The organism is Paenibacillus sp. GCM10027626, from assembly GCF_042676285.1.
GTDB lineage: Bacteria > Bacillota > Bacilli > Paenibacillales > Paenibacillaceae > Paenibacillus_Z.
This window is the reverse complement of the sequence record NZ_JBHTHC010000001.1, coordinates 155380-177578: the sequence shown is the minus strand read 5'-3', so window position 1 is coordinate 177578 and position 22199 is coordinate 155380. Positions and strand designations below refer to the sequence as shown.

The following is a 22199-nucleotide window of genomic DNA, read 5'->3' as shown; positions in this document are numbered from 1 at the left end:
AAAAACCTCCACTCAGCTGCAGAGGCTTAACTTACATTAGTATTCGTTTTTCCAATTGCGCGCACCATAAGCAATCCTGACAATGCCGCGAGCAGCAAATGAATCCCCGGCTGCACAATGATGGTGACAAAAAGAGGCCCGTCTAGTCCGTACCACTCGTACCAGTTTATAGTCGGAATCAACACAAGGGCCATCAGCATGACCGTTGGCAGCAGCAGATGCCATTTAATTTGCCAAGATCGATTCATGAGAGCATATAACGCCCGCCACTCCATTAAAGCACCAAATAGAAATCCCCATATATTCAATTTAGTAAAAGATACATGTGGAAACATCGTCTGCCGTGCAGATTTCTGAAGTTCAACATACGTCTGACTCATCAGTACAAGTAACACTCCCATGCCGATAATAACAAACCCGGCAAAGACCGCTTTTTTCAATTTAACACCTCCATCTATTACCATATTAACAGAATACTTGTTTTATTGTGTGTAAATAAGTGTGTTTCTCGCTTTATCTCCATTATCCCATCGCCTCAGTTTAACAATCCACTTGAAAACAGGAACAAATGTTTGATATAATAGGAACGTTAGTTCCCATTTCTCTGAAGTAAGAAAGGATTGTAAACTATGAGTATATCCTACGAGCAATTTTGCCAGCGCTTCAGTACCGAGAAAGAATGCGTTTCTGCTTTGTATCAGTTAAAATGGCCAAACGGCTTTCACTGCCCGCGCTGTCAGTCTGCCTCGTATACGCTTATTTCGACGCGCCGGCTTCCACTTTACGAATGCCGCTCCTGCTTGCACCAAACTTCATTAATCTGCGGTACCGTTATGGAAGGCAGCCGCACCCTGCTGCAAAAGTGGTTCCGTGCGATCTTCCTCATTGCCTCACCTTCCAGCGCAATCAATGCCGTTAAACTCGCCGAAATCATCGAGGTCACCTATAAAACCGCATGGCTCATCCTGCATAAGCTCCGGCATGCTATTGGCCACCACAATGCTAATCAGCTCCTGGAAGGCATCATCAAAATCAATGCCACCACATATGGCAAGCCTTACAATCCAACGATCTTCCGCCATCCACAGGAGCATCCTTTGCTTGGCGGCGCGTCCATCAATGCGCAAGGCGCCATCACCCATCTCAAAATCCAGCAAGTCGAGGAGCGCTTTTTAGCTCCGAACAGTAGCCATGTCCTGCCTGCAGGCGTTGCCCATTTTCAAGAGCACTGCGTCGTGCCGAATCCTGTCGATGTCGTTTCCTTCACTGGAAAACGGGCGAAGCTGCTTTATCAGCCGCTCATTCAGCTTTGTAAAGAAGCTTACTATTGGCTCAATGATACGTTTCATGGCATTGGCGGCAAACATTTGCAGGCTTATTTGCACGAGTTTTGCTTTACCGTCAATTACGCTCTCCAGCAGCAATGCCCTTTCACGCAGCTTTGTCAATTAAGCGCAACGACAGCTCGCATTACCTATAAACGACTGACTCACAAAAATACGTCTGCCGCTGCCAAGCAACCTCTCGCCGCATAGAAAAGATGTTTTCCAGAAAAGCTTGGTTTATTTGAGCTGCTTGCAATTCGCTAACACAACTTTTTCAAACAAAAATCCCCTCAACTGAGTCAAGGGGATAATGGGACAGGGGGGCCAGTCGCACAATCTTAGCCACTGAGTCGTGGGGATAGTGCCCATAAGAGGCAAATCCTCAATTCCACTGCCATTTATGCGTTTAACCCTCCCTTTCGAGCCCATATTTGCATCCAAAAACACCTGAGCTAACGGGATAACGCACATAAGGAGCAAAACCACCACTACATCCCAATATAAAAGGGGATCAGTGCTATAAATTACTCACTAATCCCCTTATAAGCCGCAATAAACAACGACGGCTCCGAATCTACCGGGTAACTAAATACACCGCGGCTCGTATGCAAATATAAAAAGCCTCCGGCATCGCCACCCATGCGCCGAAACGACACATCCAGCACCTCGCGCAGCTCGAACCGCCGATGCCTTGTCTCAATCCGATCCTTATAAAGCTGCATCGTACGCAGCTCCTTGACGGTACGTTGCCCGCTAATATCGATCTCCCGCCGGATTTTGTAATAACACTGCTCTGCAATAATATGCATGCCTTATTCGGCTGCTGCTTCCTTAATGGTTACAGTCACTGGCGACCATTCGCCTATAACCGTCTGTCCGTGGACGGACACGCTGCCTTCCGGCGACAAATCCTTTTCCGTCATAATCCCGAGCGCGATCGTAAAAGCATTAAACTTAACCGGCACTTCCCGTTCCCGGCGCACTTCTTCGCCATTCAAATAAAAACCAACCTCATCCTTAGCACGGTTGTACGTAATCTGGTACGTGTTAAACTCCCTCGGCTTGAAATTAGTATCTTCTTTAAAAATACTGAAATAACGCGTCTTATCCGTCTCTGGCACTTTGACGCCCGGAAATGGCAGAACAGCGTATACACTTGCATACTTGTCATTGCCGGCAAAAAAATCAAGAGCCGCACCTGTCGAAAAGTCGAGTAAATTCCAGGAGACATAGCCGTCGTACAAGTCCCCCTCAGCCGTGTTTTGCGTTCTAGCGCGAATCTGCACTTCAAAGCTGACTTCTCCTTGCTCCGGTACCTTTACATCCTCAACCGAAAAATACATATGCTTCGCATTATCCAAAATTTGAATTTTATCATGCTGCCGGCTTAACGGCGCCCGTACATACAAAATACCGTTTCGTACGATTACGACCGCTTCCGGTTCGCGATACGACCAGAATGAACCGTCTGGCAGCGGAAAGCCGCCTATCTTCCATACTTCGCCCTCTGACAAAATCGTATGAAAATCTCCAAATACTTTTTGCTGGTCCATTATACATGCCTTCCTTTCAGTTCCCTTAAGAAACTATGAATGTAAAATAAAACCCTGGATGAGCAAAGCGATTGCCATTAAGCCCCCGCAACGAATCGATGCTTGCAACGATGCTCCCATAAGCGGCAAATATGCGGCCGAAGGATTCGTCTCCTTCAAAGTCGCATAAACACGGTAAAGCGGATAAGCTGTCAACAAGGCAATTAATGCATACCACGGCAGCACATCAGCAATAGCACAGACGACAAGCGACAAATAAGCGAGTACAGCTAAAAACTTTGAAAAGGATAGCGCCCTTTTCTCTCCCCAGACGACAACCAGCGTATTTTTCCCCGCCTTCTTGTCGGCCTGCCAATGTAAAAAATGATGATTAAACAGAATTAATGTCGTTAACAATCCGATCGGGAGCGACAAGAGCAGCGGCCGGTAGCCAAACTGCTGCACTTGTACGTAATAAGTTCCCATCACAGGCAGCACACCAAAGGAAAGCAAAATTGCGATTTCGCTATAGCCCTTGCCGCGATAGCCGAATTTTAACGGAGGGGCGACATAAAAATAAGCAATAAGACCGCCTAGTCCGCCAAAAATAAGCGCCCACCAGCCGCTCAGCAGACTAAGCGCAATACCGCAGCCGGCAGCGATCGCCAGCATCAGCCAGGTTGCCGCGGCAAACAGCCGCTGACTCATGACGCCGCCAGCCAAAAAACCAGAGTTTGTCGAGATAGCATCTACGGTCTCTTTCGCCGCCTCGTCAACCCCATTGCGGTAATCCCATAGATCGTTAATCATATTGGAAAATAAATGCGCCGCGGCTGAGCCGAGCAGCGTAATTAGAAACAATCCGGGATAAAAGACACCGTTCCATGCGAATGCGCCCAAGCCGCCTAGTACGACTGGGATCGCCATGACTGGCAATACGCGAAAGCGGGAAGCCTTCATCCACAATTTAAGCTTGTCCATCCATCGATACCCTTTCCCTTCAGCTTATACAACATTTTCATATCATATCCTTATATTATAGATCATACCGCAAGCAGACGGGTATACCTATTTGCCAGTTTCGACAAATCGCCACACTTCTACACCACAAATAAAAAGCCCGTACACAAGATGCAGACCTTTCCTGCTTCCTGTATACGAGCTGTCTAAACCGATTAACTTTCTACGAGTCGTACAGTTGCCGTCGAAGATGAGAGCGAGTTGACTGCCGCTTTAACCCCGTCTGCAACTGATAAAACATACACGCGGTACGTAACGTTGTATGTTAGCGGCGCGCCATTGACATCAACACTGCCGCTAGTCAGCAAAGCTGCGCGCGAAGAGCGCTGCACTTCCGTATAATTGCCTTGCTTGTAATATTCAGTGGCTTTGCTTTCCGACAAGCCATACGCCGGCTCCGGTACAAGCAGAACCGCATAATGCGCAACGCCTGTATCGTTGCTACTTGCAAAATTTACAGAAACCGTCATCGTTTGCCCTACCTGAGAAGCTGAGACATTTTGCACCTCAGGCGCCGCGGTTCCTGACAAATAAAATACATCCGATGGCGCGGACAACGCATTGAGCGAGCTATTTTTAGCTATAGCAAGGACAAAAGCGCGATAGCCGCCGGCTCCATTATTGCTATAACCGATCGTATAGCCTTGGCTATCCAGCGTTGAAGAAGTCAGACGCTGAGTTAGCGTTCTGCCGTCTTTATCTACCTTAGTAGTGTAGCCATAAGACAAAGCCCGCGTCGCCTCCGCCAATCCGAAAGAACCTGCCAAATGATTAGGTACAACGATAATGCGATACTCCAGTATATCCGATTCTGAGCTTGAGCGGCTGAAGCTTACCTCCAGATCGCTGCCGTCCCCTTTACTTCCTTTGAGCGCCACTTTGACATTGCTTGGCGCGCTAACAGCGGAAGATTGCTTTAACGTAATTTCGGATGAAGGAGCCGACAGTACATTTGATCCGTAGTACCCTCCATCGCGAACTGAAAGGACAAACACTTTGTACCGTTCATCGTTTTTAATCAGCGAGCCATTCACATCGCGCGTATACTGCGTTAAAGTTGTACTAATATTTTCGCCTTTTTTGTAGACGACCATATAATTGTTCGGATTGTCGATCGCATTGGCGTTCGACACCTTAAAGCTGCTGGCATTGCTCGATTTCACTACAAAAATGCGATAATGATTGATCTGGCTTTCATCGGCTGCTCTCGTAAACGTTACGAGCATGTCGCGGCCATCGTTATAGTCGCTAACATCCGCCGCTTGCACATTTGTTGCAACCGCTCTGCCGGTATTATCCGACAATGTAATCTCATTCGAGTAATCGGACAGCAAATTGTTGTTGTTCTGCCCCGTATTGCTGACCGCCATAACAAAGACGCGATAGCTGACGCCGTTGCGAATTGTGGAGCCATTTACATCACTGGCGCTGGACGACAGCGTCGTCGTAATATTGCTGCCTGTTTTATTTACTTTCGTATAATTGCTCGAGCCAATTGCATTAGCATTCGACAGCTTGAAGCTATCCGCATTGCTGGATTTCACCACGAAAATCCGATAGTGGTTTACACTGCCTTCATCGGCCGAACGATTGAATGAAACCTGCAAATCCTGGCCATTGCCATAATCGTTGACATCGTATACACTCGTAATCTTTGGAGTGTTCGCTCCGCCGACAGAAAGCGTAATTTGCGATGAAGGCGCAGACAGCAGATTCGGATAACTGGAACTATTGCTGGCAACAGCCATAACAAATACCCGATAGCCCACACCATTCGAGATATAATTGCCATTCACATCCTTCGCCGAGCTGGTGAAGGTAAGACTTTGATTGCTTCCATTTTTGGAAACCTGCGTGTAGCGATCTGACGACAACTTATTGGCATCACTCACACTAAACTTGCTGTAATCCGCTTCTCTTACTACAAACAGACGGTAATAAGCAACATTCGTCTCATCCTGTACCTTGTTGAACGAAACGAACAGATCCCGGCCGTCGCCATAATTGTTAACATCAGCAATGCCGGTGACGAGCGGCGCCATTTGTGAGTAATTGCCAAGCGTTACAGAAGCCGAGCCGGACGACAGACGATTCGCTGTGCTTGAACTGTTAGTCACCGCAAGCACAAAGGCTGTGTACGGAACGCCATTTTTGATCCAATCCCCGTTCACATCGCGCGAGGAGGAGCTGAATTGCGTCGATAACGTGCTGCTGCTTGACTTATATACTGTATTATAATAACTGCTGGAAACATCATTTGCAGCGTTCAGATCAAACTTGCCAGCATCCTTGGTCTTCACAATCATTACCCGGTAGTTGGAAATGTTGCTGTCGTTGGCCGCTTTCGTAAAGCTGACCGCCAGATCCCGGCCATCCCCATAATCACTTACATCGCTGATCACTACATTTGTTGCGCTGTTTGTCGAATCAGCCTGACGCACCACAGCCGACGGCTGCGACAATGCATAGCTGTCTGCGCCTACAGTGAGGACAAATACGCGATAGCTTTGATCCGCGCGCAGCGTCGCTCCATCAACATCGCGGGCATAAGCGCCCATAGTCGTAATCTTTCCTGCAGTGTATGGCTGGACTGTCGTATAATTCGCCGAGCTTACCGATTGGGCCTTCGCCAGATTAAAGCTGGCTGCAGCGTTCTCCTTCACGGCCAAAATGCGATATTCCTTCACATTATCCTGATTGCTCGGAGGTGCGAACATTACCCTCCAGTCTCGGCCGTCGCCGTACTGATAATCTGCAATGACATTGACATACTGGGCTGCTCCTACCTCTCTCTGCTTGAAAGTAGTAATGAGCACGCTATTCAATTTCTTGCTCCACTCCACCTTCTCGCCGAGTGATTCACTTACAAAACGAATCGGCACCATCGTACGACCGTTGATCGCTCTCGCATAAGCGTCAAGCGCAACCGTCTCGTCATTAATCGTTGCCGTTTTGGCGCCGATCTTTAGTACGATGGTCACATTGCCTTTTACAGCCTTTACTGTCTGCGCTTTTTGATTCCAGTAGACCACCGCATCCAATGCTTCGAATATCCCCCGCAGCGGCACAAATACACTGCCATTAATGGCCACAGGCGGCTGATCCGTCGCTAATGTCTCGCCGTCGATCACAATTTTGATCGCCGATGCGGCACTGGCGGGCGGAAGAAGCAACATGCTGAACAACATCACAGACGCAACGATTGTGGCTAGAACTTTCTTCACTTCATTCATCCTCCTATAATTTTCACTTGCACAGCTGATACTTTGACGCAACAGACAGGCCAAATGTTTCTCTCATCGATATGAAATTAGCAAAAAATTTACCGCAGCAGACGATAAAAGCCTCCGAAACGAAATTAAGCCGCTTCGGAGGCCGAGGCCGTTCACCATCAATGCTCGTCTGTCAAACTGCTTTCCTTCAAAATAACGTCATGAGCGCCGCCTTCGACTAGGCTTGTTGCCGATACTAGCGTAATGCGCGCATTGCGCTGCAGCTCGGCAATCGTCTTGGAGCCGATGTTGCACATCGTTGACTTGATTTTGCCGAGCGTTTTATCCAAGTTCTCACGCAAGCTGCCAGCGTAAGGCACATAGGAATCGACGCCTTCCTCAAATAACAGCCCGGATTTGCCGCCCGTATCGTAACGCTCCCAGTTGCGCGCACGGTTCGAGCCTTCGCCCCAGAACTCCTTCACAAAGTTGTTGCCGACCTTCAGCTTGCGGGTCGGGCTCTCATCAAAACGGGCAAAATAGCGGCCCATCATGACAAAATCGGCGCCCATCGCCAATGCAAGCGTAATATGATAGTCGTGTACGATACCGCCGTCCGAGCAGATTGGCACATAAATACCAGTCTCGCGATAATATTGCTCCCGCGCTTCCGCAACCTCAATGACAGCCGAGGCTTGTCCGCGGCCGATCCCTTTTTGCTCGCGCGTAATACAGATTGAACCGCCGCCAATGCCCACTTTAACGAAATCAGCGCCTGCTTCTACCAGATACAAGAAGCCTTCGCGATCAACGACATTGCCCGCGCCGATCTTGACATCGAAGTTCGCTTTCACATATTCAATCGTCTCGCGCTGCCACTCACTATAACCGTCCGAGGAGTCAATGACGAGCACATCGACGCCAGCCTCTACAAGCGCCGGCACGCGTTCCTTGTAGTCTTTGCTGTTGATGCCTGCACCTGCGATGTAGCTTTTGTTCGCATCAAGCAATTCATACGGATATGCTTTATGTGCGTCGTAATCCTTGCGGAATACCAGGTAGTCTAATCTTCCTTCTTCATCAACGACAGGCAGACAGTTAAGCTTATGCTCCCAGATCAAATCGTTCGCTTCAGAAAGCGTAATGCCCGAGCGGCCAAAAACAAGCGAGTCAAACGGCGTCATAAAGCTGCTGATCTGCTTGTCGCGCGGATCGCGGCTCAGACGGTAGTCGCGGCTTGTCACAATGCCGAGCAGCTTGCCGTTCGGCGTACCGTCGTGCGTAATCGCTACAGTGGAATGACCGTTCTTTGCTTTCAGATCCAAAACATCCTGCAGCGTATGTTCAGGCGTTAAATTGGAGCGGCTCACGACAAAACCGGCTTTATAGCTTTTTACTTTGCGCACCATCTTGGCCTGCTCCGCAATCGGCTGCGATCCGAAAATAAACGAAATGCCGCCACAGCGCGCCAATGCGACAGCCATATTGTTATCCGATACCGACTGCATAACGGCAGAAGAGAACGGAATGTTGAGCGAGTAAGCAGGTTTCTCGCCCTTACTGAACTTTACAAGCGGCGTCACCAGACTGACATTTGCTGGCGTATTCTCCTTCGTCGTTAAATTCGGAATAAGTAAATACTCGCTGAATGTTCTAGACGGTTCATTGTAATACGTGGCCATAATCTTGCCTCTCCCTGCCCTTCGAATTGGGTAAATTTTTTCAATTCTATCATTCGAAAGCTGAATTGGTCAATGGCAAAATCTTTTTTATTCCGTAAAACAAAAACAACCGGCCTATCCTTTCACCGCTGCGCCGCTTTCCTGTCCATTCCTTTTCCTTGCCGCGCCAAAGCCTTGACGGCCAAGAAACAGCGCGGAGAGCAGCTGCGATTTGGAGAAAATCCAGGCGAACCCCAGCGGAACAACAACTCCAATGACAGTGAACCAGAAAACCCCGTACTCCATGCCGACCCCATACTTCAACAAAATATTGACCGGTATGTGCAAATACATAATCGTAATCGTTACAGTGCCTAAAAAAGCCAGAACATCAGTTGCCTTCCAGCGGGAAATCCAATAACAAATTTGCAGCACTGCAAGCACACAGGCCAGCGGGACAAGCAGATCGATCAACGGCTGCGTGTATACCTTCATCTTCATATCCAGCTGGAATTTCCAAACCCCGCTCTCGTACAAGCCGGCCGCGAGCGCGGCAATTAACAGCGCCGGAGCAAAGGCTCTGCCAGACTGCAGCCATCTGGAGAGCAAAGCTTTACAAGAATAGCCGATAAAAAAGTACACAATCGCCATTAAGGCTACATCCGCATTCCAGGGAATATCCCATTTGGCCAGCGGACTCATACTGACAAGATGCGCCAGCACGTAGCAGACGAATACAGCTTTCCATTGAACAGAAAAAGAAAAGCGCGTTAAAAAGCCCATCAGCAAGTGAACAAGCAAAAGACAAGTAATAAACCAAAATACCCCGTACCAGCCGCCTAAAACCGTTCCGCCATAAATCAGCAGCAGCATATCATTCGGCACCGACATGGGGTCCCTTAAGCGAACAGCGACAAGCAGCGCTATACAGATGCCGTATGCAAAGTACGGCACCATAAAATAGCGGATTCTGGCAAGCGCCCACTGCGTATACCGCTCCCGAGGCACCTCCTTGAACAGCAGGCCGCTAACCAGAAAAAACAACGGCATGCGAAACCAGCCTAAATAATAATCGATCACTTCATTGCCGGAATGCCCCATTACGACTAGAATGATGCTGAGACCGCGGGCAACATCAATCCATTTCTTTCTTTCAGTCACAAATTCCCTCCTAGCCTGTTGTTAAAATAGAATGCACCATTAACATAAACGAACGGACGAAGGAGGAACATAGGCGAATACGTTCAAATACATAGGTCTTGTGATTGAAATCAGCTTCTGCGAATAGAGGCACGCGAAAAAACACCCTGAACCAATCGGGCAAAAGACCGATGTCTGGGTGTTTTTTACTGGTTTGTGCGGACTGGGATTAGGCCGTCTCCTCCGCAGTCTTCTCCTCATTGCGCAGCAGATGAAGCGCGGTCTGCAGTTTATCGATATAGGCCGGATCGCCGCTGGTGCACATAAATTTTACCTGTCCGCTGCCTCCTCCTTCGGCGATGCCGTAACGGCTGAGCAGGGCAGTCAAACGGCGTATCGTGCCTGCACTTCCATCAACGATCTGAATGTGCGACGGCAGCAGCTCGCGCAGCAGCTTTGTATAAAAAGGATAATGCGTACAGCCAAGCACAACGATGCCGTACTCATCTAAATTATACGATGAAAGCTTCTCCATAAAATATTGCTCCATAATATGACGATCAAACTGCAGCGCCTCGCAATAATAAACAAGCTCAGGAAGCGGCAATGAATCGACGATGCCTTGCTCATCTACCCGCGATACAAGCGCATAATACTTTGGCTGCTGCAAGGTGAGCTGCGTTGCGAATACAAGCACCCGCTTGCCCGTCGCCCGATTCATCTCCACAGCGGGCTTAACCGCCGGCTCCATGCCGACGATCGGTATCGAATAGCGCTCGCGCAGTTCAGCGACCGCAATACTTGTAGCCGTATTGCAGGCAATAACCAAAGCATCGAGATGCTCCGTCATCATCGACTCGACAGTCTGCATAATAAAGTTCCTTACATCTTCCTTCGACTTTGTTCCATAAGGGACATGAAGTGTGTCCGCCATATAAAGATAATCCTGGGTTGGGAGACGTCGGAGCGCTTCTGCCAATACGGTCAGGCCACCGATCCCTGAATCAAAAAAGCCGATTGTCATGTGTCAACGTATCCTATCATATGTAATTATAGTATTATCCATTTGTCATTTTACCACACTAATGGCCTGATCACGCTATCAAATTTTCGCCAGTGCAAAATTATGAAAAAAAAGGGGTCGCGAGCGCGATGCGCACCCGTAACCCATATATGCTTTACAAAATCGGCTAACGCCCGACCGCCGCCTCGCGGGCTGATTTTTCCGGCGCTTTGCGGCGCGGCAGCAGCGGCACCATAATGATTCCAATAATGGCAATAATAAACAAAACGACAAATACATCATGCAGCGCACTTACGAGGATATCGCGCAATGAACTTTGTACTTCGGCAGGCAGGGCGCCTGCCGCGTCCGGATTAATCAGCTGGTTCATCTGGTCGACATTTAAACCGGCAGCCGCTTCCTTCCCGTCATTCATCGCCTTCGATACCTGTGAATTAAAATAAGTGCCGAAAACCGCGACGCCGATCGTTTGGCCTAATGTCCGGAAAAACATATTGGACGCCGTGGCCGTGCCGCGCAGCTGCCAACCCACCGCGGATTGCACCGTCACTGTACAAAGTGTAAAGACGATGCCAAAGCCGATGCCGAGCAGCGCGGATACCGCATAAAAGTGAATCGTGGACGACACCTTCCCGATAAAGAGCAGCCAGCCGGCGCTTACCGTCAATACCGCCATCCCAAGCAGCGTGCTGACTCTCGCTCCCCGCTTCATCATCAGCTTCCCGCAGTAAAAAGAGCCCAGCATCCACGTGATCGACATCGGCATAATGACGATGCCTGAAATCGTAGCGCCATAGCCTGATACGCCTTGAATCCACATCGGAATGTAAACCATCAGTCCGATCAGCAAGGCGCTTATCAGCAAGCTGACCGCATTGGAGGCCGAAATGCCTTCAATCGTAAACAGCTTTAGCGGCAGCAGCGGCTCCTTCGCCTTCGTTTCAATCCAAACAAATAATCTGATAATGACAACCGCCGCCACAACCAGCGAAATGACAAGCGGCGACGTCCAGCCGCCGTCCTCTCCGCCTTTTTGCAGCGCAAAGAGCAATGCCAGCATGCCGACCATAAACGTAATGGTTCCCCAATAATCGATTGGCTGCTTTTTCTTCACCAATGATTCATGAAGCGACATGCCGATCATGATCATCGCAATCCCGCCAAACGGAATATTCATATAGAATATCCAGTGCCATGTCATCTGATCAACAAAAAAACCGCCGACGAGCGGGCCGGCAACGCCGGCGATCGCCCACATCGTACTGATCAGCCCGATCATCTTTGCCCGCTTCTCGTGCGGATAAATATCCGCCATGATCGTAGACGTAATCGGGAGTATGGCTCCTGCCCCGATTCCCTGCACGGCGCGAAAAACAATCAACTGCTCCATCGTTTGCGCTAATCCGCATAACGACGAGCCGATAAGAAAAATGACCGTTCCGATCATAAATATACGCTTCCGGCCATACAGGTCGGACAACTTGCCGAATACCGGAACGGTGACCGCCGATACGAGCAGGTAGACGGCAAACACCCAATTCATTAATTTGATCCCCTGCAGGTCGCTTACAATTTTCGGCATTGCCGTACTGACAACCGTACCTTCGATAGCCGTCAGAAAAGTCGCAACAAGCAGCGCAAGCGTCACCACTCGCGTGTTCGTCTGTTTAGCTTGAATCGTTCCCACCCCTTCAAACAGCTTTCGCGCGCCCTTAATTAACTTAACATACACTAAAGTATAGTAACATACATATGGGCAATTGAGAACAAAAATAACGCCTTGCCGCCGCTTCTAAGCATGATCAGCAAGACGTATTTTAACGGAGCTGTGTTTTGTCCGCTTCTCTAAAAGCGGATATGCTGAAACTTGACCTTCCAGCGATCGAGCCTTTTGCGCAATGCGCTGCGATTGTCCGGCTGCAGCTCGACGCCCGCTAATTGCGCAATGCGCTCCGCCGTCTCGCTGACCGTCCACTTCTCGGTATCGAGCCACGTGGCAAAGAGCGGATCGGATAATGCCGCGACACAGCGGTCAATCTGCTGCGCAGGCCAGGACTTGCTGCCGTCTCCGCGGCTGCGCAATCTGCCGAGCAGCGTCTCCCTGGACGCCCCCAGCACAAAATGATGCAGCGCAATGCCTTTGCGGCGCGGCTCGCCAATAAGCTCATCAAAATATTGCGGATGGACAACCGTCATCGGAATAATGACAATGCCGTCAAAATGCTGCGTGATATAAGACAGCATCTCCGTATTGATTTGCCGCCACATCGCGTAGTCCTGAAAGTCATCCTTCGCCAGTGTCGAAGGCAGATTTCGTCTGATATAAAAGCCGGCATTTTCAGGGTCGAACACGATCGATCCCGGCAATCTGTAGTGCAATTCGTAGGCGGTCTGCGTCTTGCCCGCCCCGAACGCTCCGTTGATCCAAATCATCATTATGCTTCACCTACACCTCAAGCGGGCCAAATACTGGCAGCGGTATCCCCTTCTCGTCGCGAATATTGACCGTCGGGTTGAGGCCGCGGCCGTGCCATAATTGCACATCAAGCGGAGCAGGCTGCTCCGGCTTTACCACAATGGATACACCATCCGCTCCAAGATGAGCGGTCAATGGCAATCTCTCGCTTTCTTGCATTAGCGTGAGCGAAAATACGCGATCAACTGCGCGCAATTTTCCGTTGCAGCCGCTCAACTGCAGCGTAAGCTCCGTGCGCGTCTCGTTCCACACAGCTTTTTGCAGCCGCGGGCCGCTGCTGTCCGCCGCTGCGCCATGAACAAGCCGCAACGCCGCCGCGGCCATCCGTTCTCCAATGTCCCGCAGCGAGCCGGCATCCGGGTGTATGACATCTGCAAGCACCGCATCGATTGTCGGCACCATTTCAGCGCGTCCCAGCACGTTTTCCAAGCGCAGCTGATCATCTTGAACCCTATTCCACGGTTCCTCCGCAGGCCAACCCATAACAACAGAAATTTGCGCATATATAAACGGCAGCTCCGGATCGTTCAAATCCTGCCGCAATCGTTCCACCCATTTGAGCGTCTTGTCATAATATTGCTCAGCTGTCGGCATATCGACAGTATCGCTCTCGCCTTGATACCAGAGACAGCCCTTTACCTTGCCGCCGGCCGCATGAATGACCCGAAGCATCGCGCCATACAATGAACGGCCGCCTTCACCCGCTAGCGCCGCGTCCCATTGATCCATCGATGTTCCGCCATGCGCCGTCATAAGCAGGCCAACGGGTATCCCGGTATGCTGCAGCAGCTTTTTGCCGAATGAAAGGCCAAGCCCCGCACCCTGCACCCGGTCACGCCGGGCAGCAGCAATGTATTGCCCGCGCCGCTCCTCAGTCATCTCCATTCCTTCCGGGAATCCCATCCAATGAACCGGGTCATTCGATTCAGCCAGCCAACAGAGCGGCTCTTCGGCCATAGCCCAGCGATCCCCCAAGTAGAAGCAGCTGACTCCCTCGCAAGGCGTGTCAACATCGATCAATCGGCCGCAGCCCTCCATATTGGACTGACCTGCCAGAATCCATAAATCCCCTACAAAAACCGGCCCGATTTGTCCTTCGGCAAGAACAACTGCCTGTTCAGCTACTAGACGGGCATGAATCGTGTGCTTGCCGACCGGAACAGAAGATAGCGTTACCTCCAGCCCGCCATCTTGGCCCTGCTCCACAGCAGTCCATGCGCTGCCGGACCTTCGGATTTCCAGACGGCCCTGCAAGCCTTCGGGAATCACTACCCGGAAAGTCAAATTTGCCGTATCGTCAGCTTGGCGCTGATAGACGCGGTGCGGCTCCAAGCCTGTTATTATTAAAGCTTGCTTCTCCATAGCGGCTGCTCCCTCAATTCGCAATAATTTGAGGCGAACTTGTCATCGCCTCTTAGTGGAAATAGTTTCAACATTTTGCGCTCATTTCCCTGCTGACTACCATGAGTATATTACATATCGTAGAGGAAATCAGAATAATTTTCTGTCCAGCTATGGCATGACGAAAATGACGGTTTCCAGCTTAGTGGGACTGCTGCTTCCCCCTTTAGGCTCTTTACTGACCGCGATATTATCGGACACCCCGATTTGCGTTTCCTTCACATACAGATGCGCTCTGCCGTCATGAATTTGAAACAGCCCCATGCTGATGGGACGATTGTTGCGTACCGTCCACGCCTGATAGTCGAGGCGGTCATAGGCCGGCGGCTTCTCCAGCAAAATAAACGCTTCTTTCGTCTGGCTGTTGATCCAGATGTAGCCGTTATTCAACGCTTCATTCATAATCCGGTACGATACCGTTGCCGGATTTTGCATAATGGTCACCGCTTGCGGCTCATGCTCTTCAATAAAGCTTTCCAAAGGATCGGCTCTCTCCTCCGAGATTTTATTCAAGCCGATGAGCAGGATCAACACCAATGCGCCTGCCGCCGCGATCGTCCCAATCGTTCTGCCGCGGGGAATCCGCCTCATCAAGCGCACTTTTCGCACCTCTCTGCGCAAGGACTGCTGCAGCTTAGCATCCGGGTATGCCTCCCCGGTCCGTTTATCGTCCGCCAGCAGCAGCTCCCATTCTTCTGCTAACTTCTGACAGACTCTGCATACGGCTAAATGTCCGCTCATCTTCAAAGACGTCTGCTCGTCCGCCGACTTAAGTATATAATCAGCCCACTGCTCTTCCGTATAACAATTCATGATTTCTCCCTCCTCTCATCTGTCCAGCCTCGTTTTTCCATTTCTTTGCGTAAATGATTCAAGCCGTATCTGACCCATGATTTGACTGTTCCCAGCGGAACCTGCCAGCTGTCCGACATCTCCTGATGGGTTCGATTATTAAAAAAGGATGAGGTTACCGCCCGCTGTTGTGCGGCTGGCAGCCGCCCCATCGCTTCGTGCAATGCCTCACGCTGCATTTTTTGCACCACCTGCTCTACAGGGCTGGCCGCATGCGCCGCCGTCTCTGCATCCGCCCGTTCCTCTCCGGTCGGAGTGATTACAACTTTTCCGGTACGCCGCAGCCGGTCCAGACATCTGCTCCTAGTCATTACAGCCAGCCATGCTTCTATGGAGCCTCTCGTCTGGTCATAAAGCTTGCGGCGATGGAGAATTTCGACAAACAGATCGTGACAAATGTCCTCCGCTTCCATCCGCTCGCCCAGCATCCGTAAAGCAATCTTCATGACGAAAGGAGCATAGCGTTCATAAAAGCGGTCAAAAGCCGGCACCGAACCGTCCAGCATTTGCTGCAAACATGCAATCATCTCGTCCTGCCTCTCCATTTTCCCCCTCCTCTCCGAACTTTCTATTACCATTTGTTTTACCAGAAATTCCTGCTTGAAGAAACAAAAAAATTTTTCTGCTTCAGTAAATCCAAGCGCAGTTGATAAACGTATCCTTGATGACTGCGCCGTCATAAGGCCGCTTACATTCACTATTTCAAGGAGGGGATTTGCATGCGTCAAGCATGCCGCAACGGGGGCATCACACTATTGTTATTCTCAATCATACTGATGGTCAGTGGAGGGCTGCTGCCCCAACAATCTTACGCCGCAGCAGCGGTCGAGCTCTTTACCCCCTATACGGATTTGTCCGCGCCTCCGGGGGATTCGATCAATTACAGCATTGATTTGATTAACCGCACCGACTCCACGCAAAATTTACAAATTTCGCTCGATACAGGCGGCCATGACTGGAAATATGAGCTGACTGCAGGCGGCCGCGCTATCCGCAGCCTGGCTGTAAAGCCCGGAGCAGAACAATCGATTAATTTGCAAATCGACATCCCGCTTAAAGTAAACAAGGGCAGCTATACCTTTACGGTAATTGCCAAAGGAGCAGCATCGCTGCCACTGACGATCAACGTGAATGAGCAAGGCACTTTCGCCAGCGAGCTGACGACCGATCAGCCTAATATAGAGGGCCATGCCGATTCCACCTTCACCTTCAGCACTACGCTTCGCAACCGCACTGGGGAGCAGCAAACGTACGCGCTCGCCGCTGCTGCGCCGGCCGGCTGGGATGTGCGCTTCAAATCCGGAAGCAACAACGTCACCTCCGTTACGGTAGAGCCGAATGCTACCCAGTCTATCGAAATTGAGGCTGTTCCCGCGGAAAACGCCAAAGCGGACACTTACAAAATTCCGATCCGTGCAGCAAACAACTCGACCTCGGCCGAGGCGACAGTCGAAGCGGTCATAACCGGTTCGTACGGGGTCAAGCTCACTACTGCAGACGAGCGTCTCAGTACAGATGTAACCGCCGGCTCGACGCGTACCCTTGATCTGGTCGTCGCAAACACAGGTACTGCCGAGCTGCAGGATGTAAATCTGTCCTCGCAGACACCGGCCGATTGGGAGGTTACCTTTGAGCCTTCCTCCGTCCGATCGATTGCACCGGGAAAAAGCGCGCAAGTTAAAGCGACTATCAAGGCGAGCAAGGAAGCGCTGCCGGGCGATTATGCGCTCAATCTATCGGCATCGACTTCCCAGAAATCGTCAAGCGCCGCCATTCGCGTCGCTGTCGAGTCCTCTGTCCTGTGGGGCTGGATCGGCGTTCTGATCATCGTCGTTGTCATCGGCATCATCGCATTTCTATTCCGCAAGTATGGGAGGCGGTAATGGTGGAAACAGCTTCGCGCGAACAGACGGATCCAATCATTGACCTGCGCGGACTAACGAAGCGATACGGCGAGCATCTGGCTGTCAACCAACTCGATCTTTCCGTGTTCCGCGGGGAGATATTCGGCTTGCTCGGCCCTAATGGAGCCGGAAAAACGACCACCATTCTCATGATGCTCGGCTTGACCGAGCCTTCCGGAGGCACAGCGCGCGTATGCGGGCTGAACCCTGTGCGCGATCCGCTGCTGATCAAGCGCAAGGTCGGCTATATGCCGGACGACGTCGGGTTTTACGAGGACCGGAGCGGGCTTGACAATCTGCTGTTCACCGCTCGGCTTAATCGCCTGCCTGAACGTTTGGCGCGCGAGCGGGCGGCCGAATTGCTGGAAAAAGTCGGACTGTCCGATGTAGCCAACAAAAAAGCCGGCACGTATTCCCGCGGGATGAGACAGCGCTTGGGACTTGCAGATGTATTAATAAAGCAGCCTGAAGTCATCATCCTCGACGAACCTACGCTCGGCATCGACCCGGAGGGCGTCCGCGAGCTGCTGCAGCTCATTTCGGATCTGAGCCGGCTGGGCGGATTGACTGTCCTGTTGTCTTCCCATCACTTGCATCAGGTACAGCAAATATGCGATAGGGTCGGTTTGTTCGTCCAAGGCGAGCTAATTGCGAGCGGCGATATTGAAACCTTGTCCCGGGAGCTCGACCAAGAGGGTATTTTGACGCTGGAAATGGAAGTATCAGGTTGGGATGAGAAGCTTGCAGCAAGCATAAGGGCGATGGAAGGAATCGGTGAGGTGCAAGTCCGGGAAGCAGGGCAGCCGTTCGGCATCCATACAGTCACGATCAGAAGTTCGCAGCAGACCATTACGCCGGACATCGTTCAGCTGCTTGTACAATCGGGTGCGCAGCTGCACCAGCTTCGCCAGCAGCAGTACGGGCTTGATGACATTTATCATCGCTTTTTCCAAGGAGGTGGACAGCGTCATGTTTAAAGCCTTCAGCTTGCCCGCGTTTTTCACAAAGCCGGACAAGGAACGGCTTCCGAGCCCGTTTTGGACCATCGTTCAAAAGGAAATCGGCGACCATATGCGCAGCTGGCGCTTCGGCATTTTGCTGTTTATTATCGCGCTCGCCTGTATAGGCTCCGTCTATGCTGCTGTCGTTGCCCTGCAAGCGAATGCCGCGGCGCCTGACAGCGACAATTCCTTTCTCTTTCTAAAAATGTTCACCGCATCTGACGGCACACTGCCAAACTTCATCACCTTTGTCAGCTTTCTCGGGCCGCTGATGGGGATCGCGCTAGCCTTTGATGCTGTAAATACAGAACGAAACAAAGGGACGCTGAGCCGGCTCATTTCTCAGCCGATCTATCGCGACGATTTCATTACCGCCAAATTTACGGGGGCTTTGCTGCTGATTAGCGTCTCGATCCTTTCGCTTGGCCTGCTCGTTATGGGGCTCGGTCTCGTCACCATCGGCTATCCGCCTACGCCTGAACAGTTTTGGCGCGTCCTTCTGTTTTTGATTGCCGCTATTATTTATATCAGCTTTTGGTTAGCGCTGTCGCTGCTGTTCTCGATTCGCTTTCGCCAAGCCGCAACATCGGCGCTGTCAGGCATTGCAGTATGGATTTTTTTCACCGTTTTTTACGATATGATTTTAAATCTCATTGCGAAAGCGCTAGTGCCGCAAGGGAGTGCCAGCGATGCTCAGCAGCTGATGCAGTATCAGCAGTTGCTGATAGGGCTAAACCGCCTCTCGCCGGCGCAATTATTTTCGGAAATTACAACAACCTTGCTAACCCCGGAAGTGCGCTCGCTTGGGCCGATGACGATGAAGCAGGTCATTGGCGCCATTCCGAGCCCGCTGCCGCTCGGCCAGAGCCTTCTGCTCATATGGCCGCAGCTAACCGGGCTGTTGGCTGCAACGCTGATCTGCTTTGCCATTTCCTACGTGCTGTTTATGCGCCAGGAAATACGTTCCAGATAACAATCAACCTCCAGAATTTGCGGATGATGCCGCTTATTTCTGGAGGGTTTTTTTCGACCTGAGCCAGGTCATCGCCAGGGCCAGCGCCAGACACAATCGTCCGCTACTTGCTGACAAATGTGATACTCCTTTCCTCAAAGGCCTTATTCGCATAAGCTTGCGCCACGCCCTGAGCTTTTATTTCGTCCCTGCTTACGCTTTTGTAACGCAGATTTGTCTTGAAAGGTTCATGAAAGGGAAAAACATGAACAGCTACAGTTTGCTCATTTTCCCAGCTTGCCATAACTGGCTTGCCGGCCGCAAAATGAAATCGATCCGAGCCGATTAAGCCGCTTCTATACCAGGGATGCTCATTCTCCTTATCCACGCCGGGTTCATTAAGGCAAACGTACAGCGACAAATGATCGCAAAACTGCAGTATCTGCAAATGAAACTGCAGCTCCTCTGCCTGGTGCGGAGCGGATCTGCACAGCTCCTCCTGCAACTCCGCTTGCCGCAAACGTTCTTTACCGATAAAGGCCCGAATGGCCGGGTGCGGCTCCGGTTCGAGCAATGCAGTAAAATGCATGCTGCACAGTAAAGCGGCATAGCGGCTGTGCTGGGCTACTTCCTCGATCCCTTTACCGTAGTAGGTCAGCTTAGGCAGCAAGGGATAGTCCATGAACGAAAAAACAGTTCCGGTACGATCATTCCAGATCGGCTGATCGTCCAACTCAATCCAGCCGCGGTCATGCTCATAAGCCGCATAAATTAGCTCTTCCCGGCGGGCGGCGCCAGCGAGCCACTCGTCCTTCCAATGTTTGGCAAGCTCGCCGGACAGAAAACCATGGTTGTGTTGGGGAATAAATATTAGCTCATTATGCTTCTCGCGGATAATCATGCTTCCACTCCTTTCCTGCTCACCCCTTATTGTAAACCTTCCGATCAGCAAAAAGAAGAGGCAGCCCCTGCGCTCGTCACAACAGTGACTTGCCCGGACTGCCTCTCTCGCTCTTATTCCCCGGCACTAAAGCCCTGAATCGTAAACAACCGGTTCGCAGGCGTCTGCCAATTGATGGCTACATTAAGCGCATCTGCGACAACATCGTTGCGGGATACGATATCCGGATGCTCCCATGATCCTGCCGAGAGCCGAATATGATCCGTACCCCGGCTGAACAGGGCATCGCCGTTTTTGAGCATCCGCACCTGCGTAGCCGGGTCAATCTCCAACCCGTCGCCCGCTACAGTTCCGGTTTTATCGAACATGCAGACGAGCTGCAAATAAATATTCGGCGTCTCCTCCGAAACGACACGTAAGGCAACTCCATCCTCCAGCATCGTCAAACGTACCATAATCGGCAAAATTTGAACATGCGTTTTGGCCCGCAGATGATTGGGCATATCCGCATATCTGCCGTTCAATCCTTCGGTATGCGCCCGCGGCAGCGGAGCAAAATAGCAGCCCTCCAGCTCAATGTCGAGCTCATATTCCGAACGCACGGCAGTTTTGCGAATGGTCGGGAAAGCAATGCCTGCTACCCCGAACCATCCCGCCGTCAGCTTGAGTCCGATCATTCTTGCCGCTCCATATTGAATGGCCAGCAGATTCGTCTGGCCGGCCATCGCCGTCACGCTTAATTTGCCGTTCCGGTGCCGCAGCACGGAAGCGCCATGCGGAAATCGTTCACGCTGGCCCAAATATGGAATTTGAGTCGGAACAGCCGTCTTCACCCCTTCGCCCAGCAGCACCGTGTAACGATCGCTCAGTGCCGGAGGGTCGTGCAGCTCCATTCGTTCCTCCTCCAGCAGCCAATAGGCCAGCGCAAGCCAGCCCTTCGCCGAAGACAGCTCTGTAATCGCAGCAAGTGCCGCCAGCTGATCATCCTTGTAATAGGAGGCCATAAGATGGCTGGCTATATAATAGGTGTCTCTGAACCTTTGCACGGTGCCCAAATCTTGCCGGCCGGAATAATCCGTTACAATGGTATGATCATCGTGCAGCATATATCGCATCATAAGCAGATTGTGACGAATCGCTTCTAGTATCGGTTCATGGCCAAAAATCGTGCCGGCATGATAAAAATGCATCGCAATCTCGCCGTTATAAAATGCATTGCTTCGTTCCGTCCATTCCCCGTCGGCCGTCAAATCAAGACCTTCATCGATATATTGAAAAGCCCGCTGGCGATAGCGTTCATCCCCGCCGGTAAATTCATACATCTTGGCCAGCGCGCCGGCCATAACCCAGCGATGGTTGGGCGTATGGATGCCCCCGGTCAGCAAGCATGGCTCCGCCCGCTTCAGGAAAAGCGCCAGCGCGTCTTTTACCTCTCTCAGGCAAGCCGTGTCCGGTCCGAAACGGTCTGCCAGCTGATAGAGCACGGCAATCGCATGAACGGCAAACGCAGTATCCGGCGGAGAATCAATATTGCAATTGGCAAGCGATATGCAGCCGCTCGCATGCTGCGAGGCCAGCATGCCGGCAGCACCCATGCGCAGCTCCTCCTCGAGCGCTTTACTCGCATAATAGCTGGAATGGCGATTACAGTATAGCGGCAATAAATTGCCGATCGTCCCCCGGCCGGGCCGTTCTTCCAGCTTCCCCGTTGCGCTCGCGGCAGCACGGGCCGCATAGTGCTTTTCAAACTCATTTGTAACCGTTTGCAAACTGTCGTTTCGTTGCGATTTCATTGTCT

19 protein-coding genes are annotated in these 22199 nt (G+C 51.2%); 4 read left to right on the top strand and 15 right to left on the bottom strand.

Translation table 11 applies throughout. The features are described 5' to 3' along the window. Positions 1-26: 26 nt before the first annotated feature. Positions 27-440 (bottom strand): hypothetical protein, encoded by a 414-nt coding sequence (locus tag ACFQ0N_RS00745; RefSeq protein WP_379322431.1) that lies wholly within the window; start codon positions 438-440, stop codon positions 27-29. 189 nt (positions 441-629) lie between these two features. Between ACFQ0N_RS00745 and ACFQ0N_RS00740 the strand changes: the two genes are divergently transcribed. Further along, positions 630-1535, top strand: a complete 906-nt coding sequence (locus ACFQ0N_RS00740; protein WP_379322430.1) for a transposase — start codon at positions 630-632, stop codon at positions 1533-1535. A 314-nt stretch (positions 1536-1849) separates the two neighbouring features. On the opposite strand, the gene ACFQ0N_RS00735 is transcribed toward ACFQ0N_RS00740, so the two are convergent. The 12 genes from ACFQ0N_RS00735 to ACFQ0N_RS00680 form a co-directional block, all read right to left on the bottom strand. After that, the gene (locus tag ACFQ0N_RS00735; protein ID WP_379322429.1) at positions 1850-2134 is read right to left on the bottom strand and encodes a hypothetical protein; all 285 of its coding nucleotides are present in this window, start codon (positions 2132-2134) and stop codon (positions 1850-1852) included. Positions 2135-2137: 3 nt separating this feature from the next. After that, positions 2138-2878 carry a DUF6081 family protein gene (locus ACFQ0N_RS00730; RefSeq protein WP_379322428.1) on the bottom strand — a complete coding sequence of 247 codons (741 nt, stop codon included), beginning with the start codon at positions 2876-2878 and terminating at the stop codon, positions 2138-2140. Positions 2879-2911: 33 nt separating this feature from the next. Beyond that, entirely contained in the window at positions 2912-3838 is a 927-nt protein-coding gene (locus ACFQ0N_RS00725; protein WP_379322427.1) for a prenyltransferase, read from the bottom strand. A 194-nt stretch (positions 3839-4032) separates the two neighbouring features. Further along, positions 4033-7101, bottom strand: coding sequence for a copper amine oxidase N-terminal domain-containing protein (locus tag ACFQ0N_RS00720; protein WP_379322426.1), 3069 nt, complete (start codon positions 7099-7101; stop codon positions 4033-4035). Positions 7102-7268: 167 nt separating this feature from the next. Then, entirely contained in the window at positions 7269-8771 is a 1503-nt protein-coding gene (locus ACFQ0N_RS00715; protein ID WP_379322425.1) for an IMP dehydrogenase, read from the bottom strand. Positions 8772-8885: 114 nt separating this feature from the next. Then, entirely contained in the window at positions 8886-9911 is a 1026-nt protein-coding gene (locus ACFQ0N_RS00710; RefSeq protein ID WP_379322424.1) for an acyltransferase family protein, read from the bottom strand. 208 nt (positions 9912-10119) lie between these two features. Then, complete coding sequence (murI, locus tag ACFQ0N_RS00705) at positions 10120-10914, bottom strand: glutamate racemase (protein ID WP_379322423.1); 795 nt, start codon at positions 10912-10914, stop codon at positions 10120-10122. Positions 10915-11080: 166 nt separating this feature from the next. Beyond that, a complete protein-coding gene (locus ACFQ0N_RS00700) occupies positions 11081-12601 on the bottom strand; it encodes an MDR family MFS transporter (protein WP_379322422.1) in 1521 nt (506 codons plus the stop codon). Positions 12602-12759: 158 nt separating this feature from the next. Continuing rightward, positions 12760-13350 (bottom strand): AAA family ATPase, encoded by a 591-nt coding sequence (locus ACFQ0N_RS00695; protein ID WP_379322421.1) that lies wholly within the window; start codon positions 13348-13350, stop codon positions 12760-12762. A 10-nt stretch (positions 13351-13360) separates the two neighbouring features. Then, complete coding sequence (locus ACFQ0N_RS00690) at positions 13361-14752, bottom strand: sialate O-acetylesterase (RefSeq protein ID WP_379322420.1); 1392 nt, start codon at positions 14750-14752, stop codon at positions 13361-13363. A 150-nt stretch (positions 14753-14902) separates the two neighbouring features. Continuing rightward, entirely contained in the window at positions 14903-15604 is a 702-nt protein-coding gene (locus ACFQ0N_RS00685; RefSeq protein ID WP_379322419.1) for an anti-sigma factor, read from the bottom strand. Continuing rightward, positions 15601-16188 (bottom strand): RNA polymerase sigma factor, encoded by a 588-nt coding sequence (locus tag ACFQ0N_RS00680; protein WP_379322418.1) that lies wholly within the window; start codon positions 16186-16188, stop codon positions 15601-15603. Before ACFQ0N_RS00680 ends, ACFQ0N_RS00685 begins: the two co-directional genes overlap by 4 nt. A 174-nt stretch (positions 16189-16362) precedes the next feature. Between ACFQ0N_RS00680 and ACFQ0N_RS00675 the strand changes: the two genes are divergently transcribed. The 3 genes from ACFQ0N_RS00675 to ACFQ0N_RS00665 are packed head-to-tail and all read left to right on the top strand — an operon-like array spanning position 16363 to position 19521. Then, entirely contained in the window at positions 16363-17526 is a 1164-nt protein-coding gene (locus ACFQ0N_RS00675; RefSeq protein ID WP_379322417.1) for a COG1470 family protein, read from the top strand. Beyond that, entirely contained in the window at positions 17526-18524 is a 999-nt protein-coding gene (locus ACFQ0N_RS00670; RefSeq protein WP_379322416.1) for an ABC transporter ATP-binding protein, read from the top strand. Before ACFQ0N_RS00675 ends, ACFQ0N_RS00670 begins: the two co-directional genes overlap by 1 nt. After that, the gene (locus tag ACFQ0N_RS00665) at positions 18517-19521 is read left to right on the top strand and encodes an ABC transporter permease (RefSeq protein ID WP_379322415.1); all 1005 of its coding nucleotides are present in this window, start codon (positions 18517-18519) and stop codon (positions 19519-19521) included. The genes ACFQ0N_RS00670 and ACFQ0N_RS00665 overlap by 8 nt, the downstream gene beginning before the upstream one ends. A 103-nt stretch (positions 19522-19624) precedes the next feature. Here the strand turns inward: ACFQ0N_RS00665 and ACFQ0N_RS00660 are convergent, their stop codons facing one another. Together ACFQ0N_RS00660 and ACFQ0N_RS00655 are read right to left on the bottom strand one after the other, a co-directional pair. Further along, positions 19625-20401 (bottom strand): DUF3891 family protein, encoded by a 777-nt coding sequence (locus tag ACFQ0N_RS00660; RefSeq protein WP_379322414.1) that lies wholly within the window; start codon positions 20399-20401, stop codon positions 19625-19627. Between the two features lie 113 nt (positions 20402-20514). Beyond that, complete coding sequence (locus tag ACFQ0N_RS00655; protein WP_379322413.1) at positions 20515-22194, bottom strand: hypothetical protein; 1680 nt, start codon at positions 22192-22194, stop codon at positions 20515-20517. Between the last annotated feature and the right edge of the window lie 5 nt (positions 22195-22199).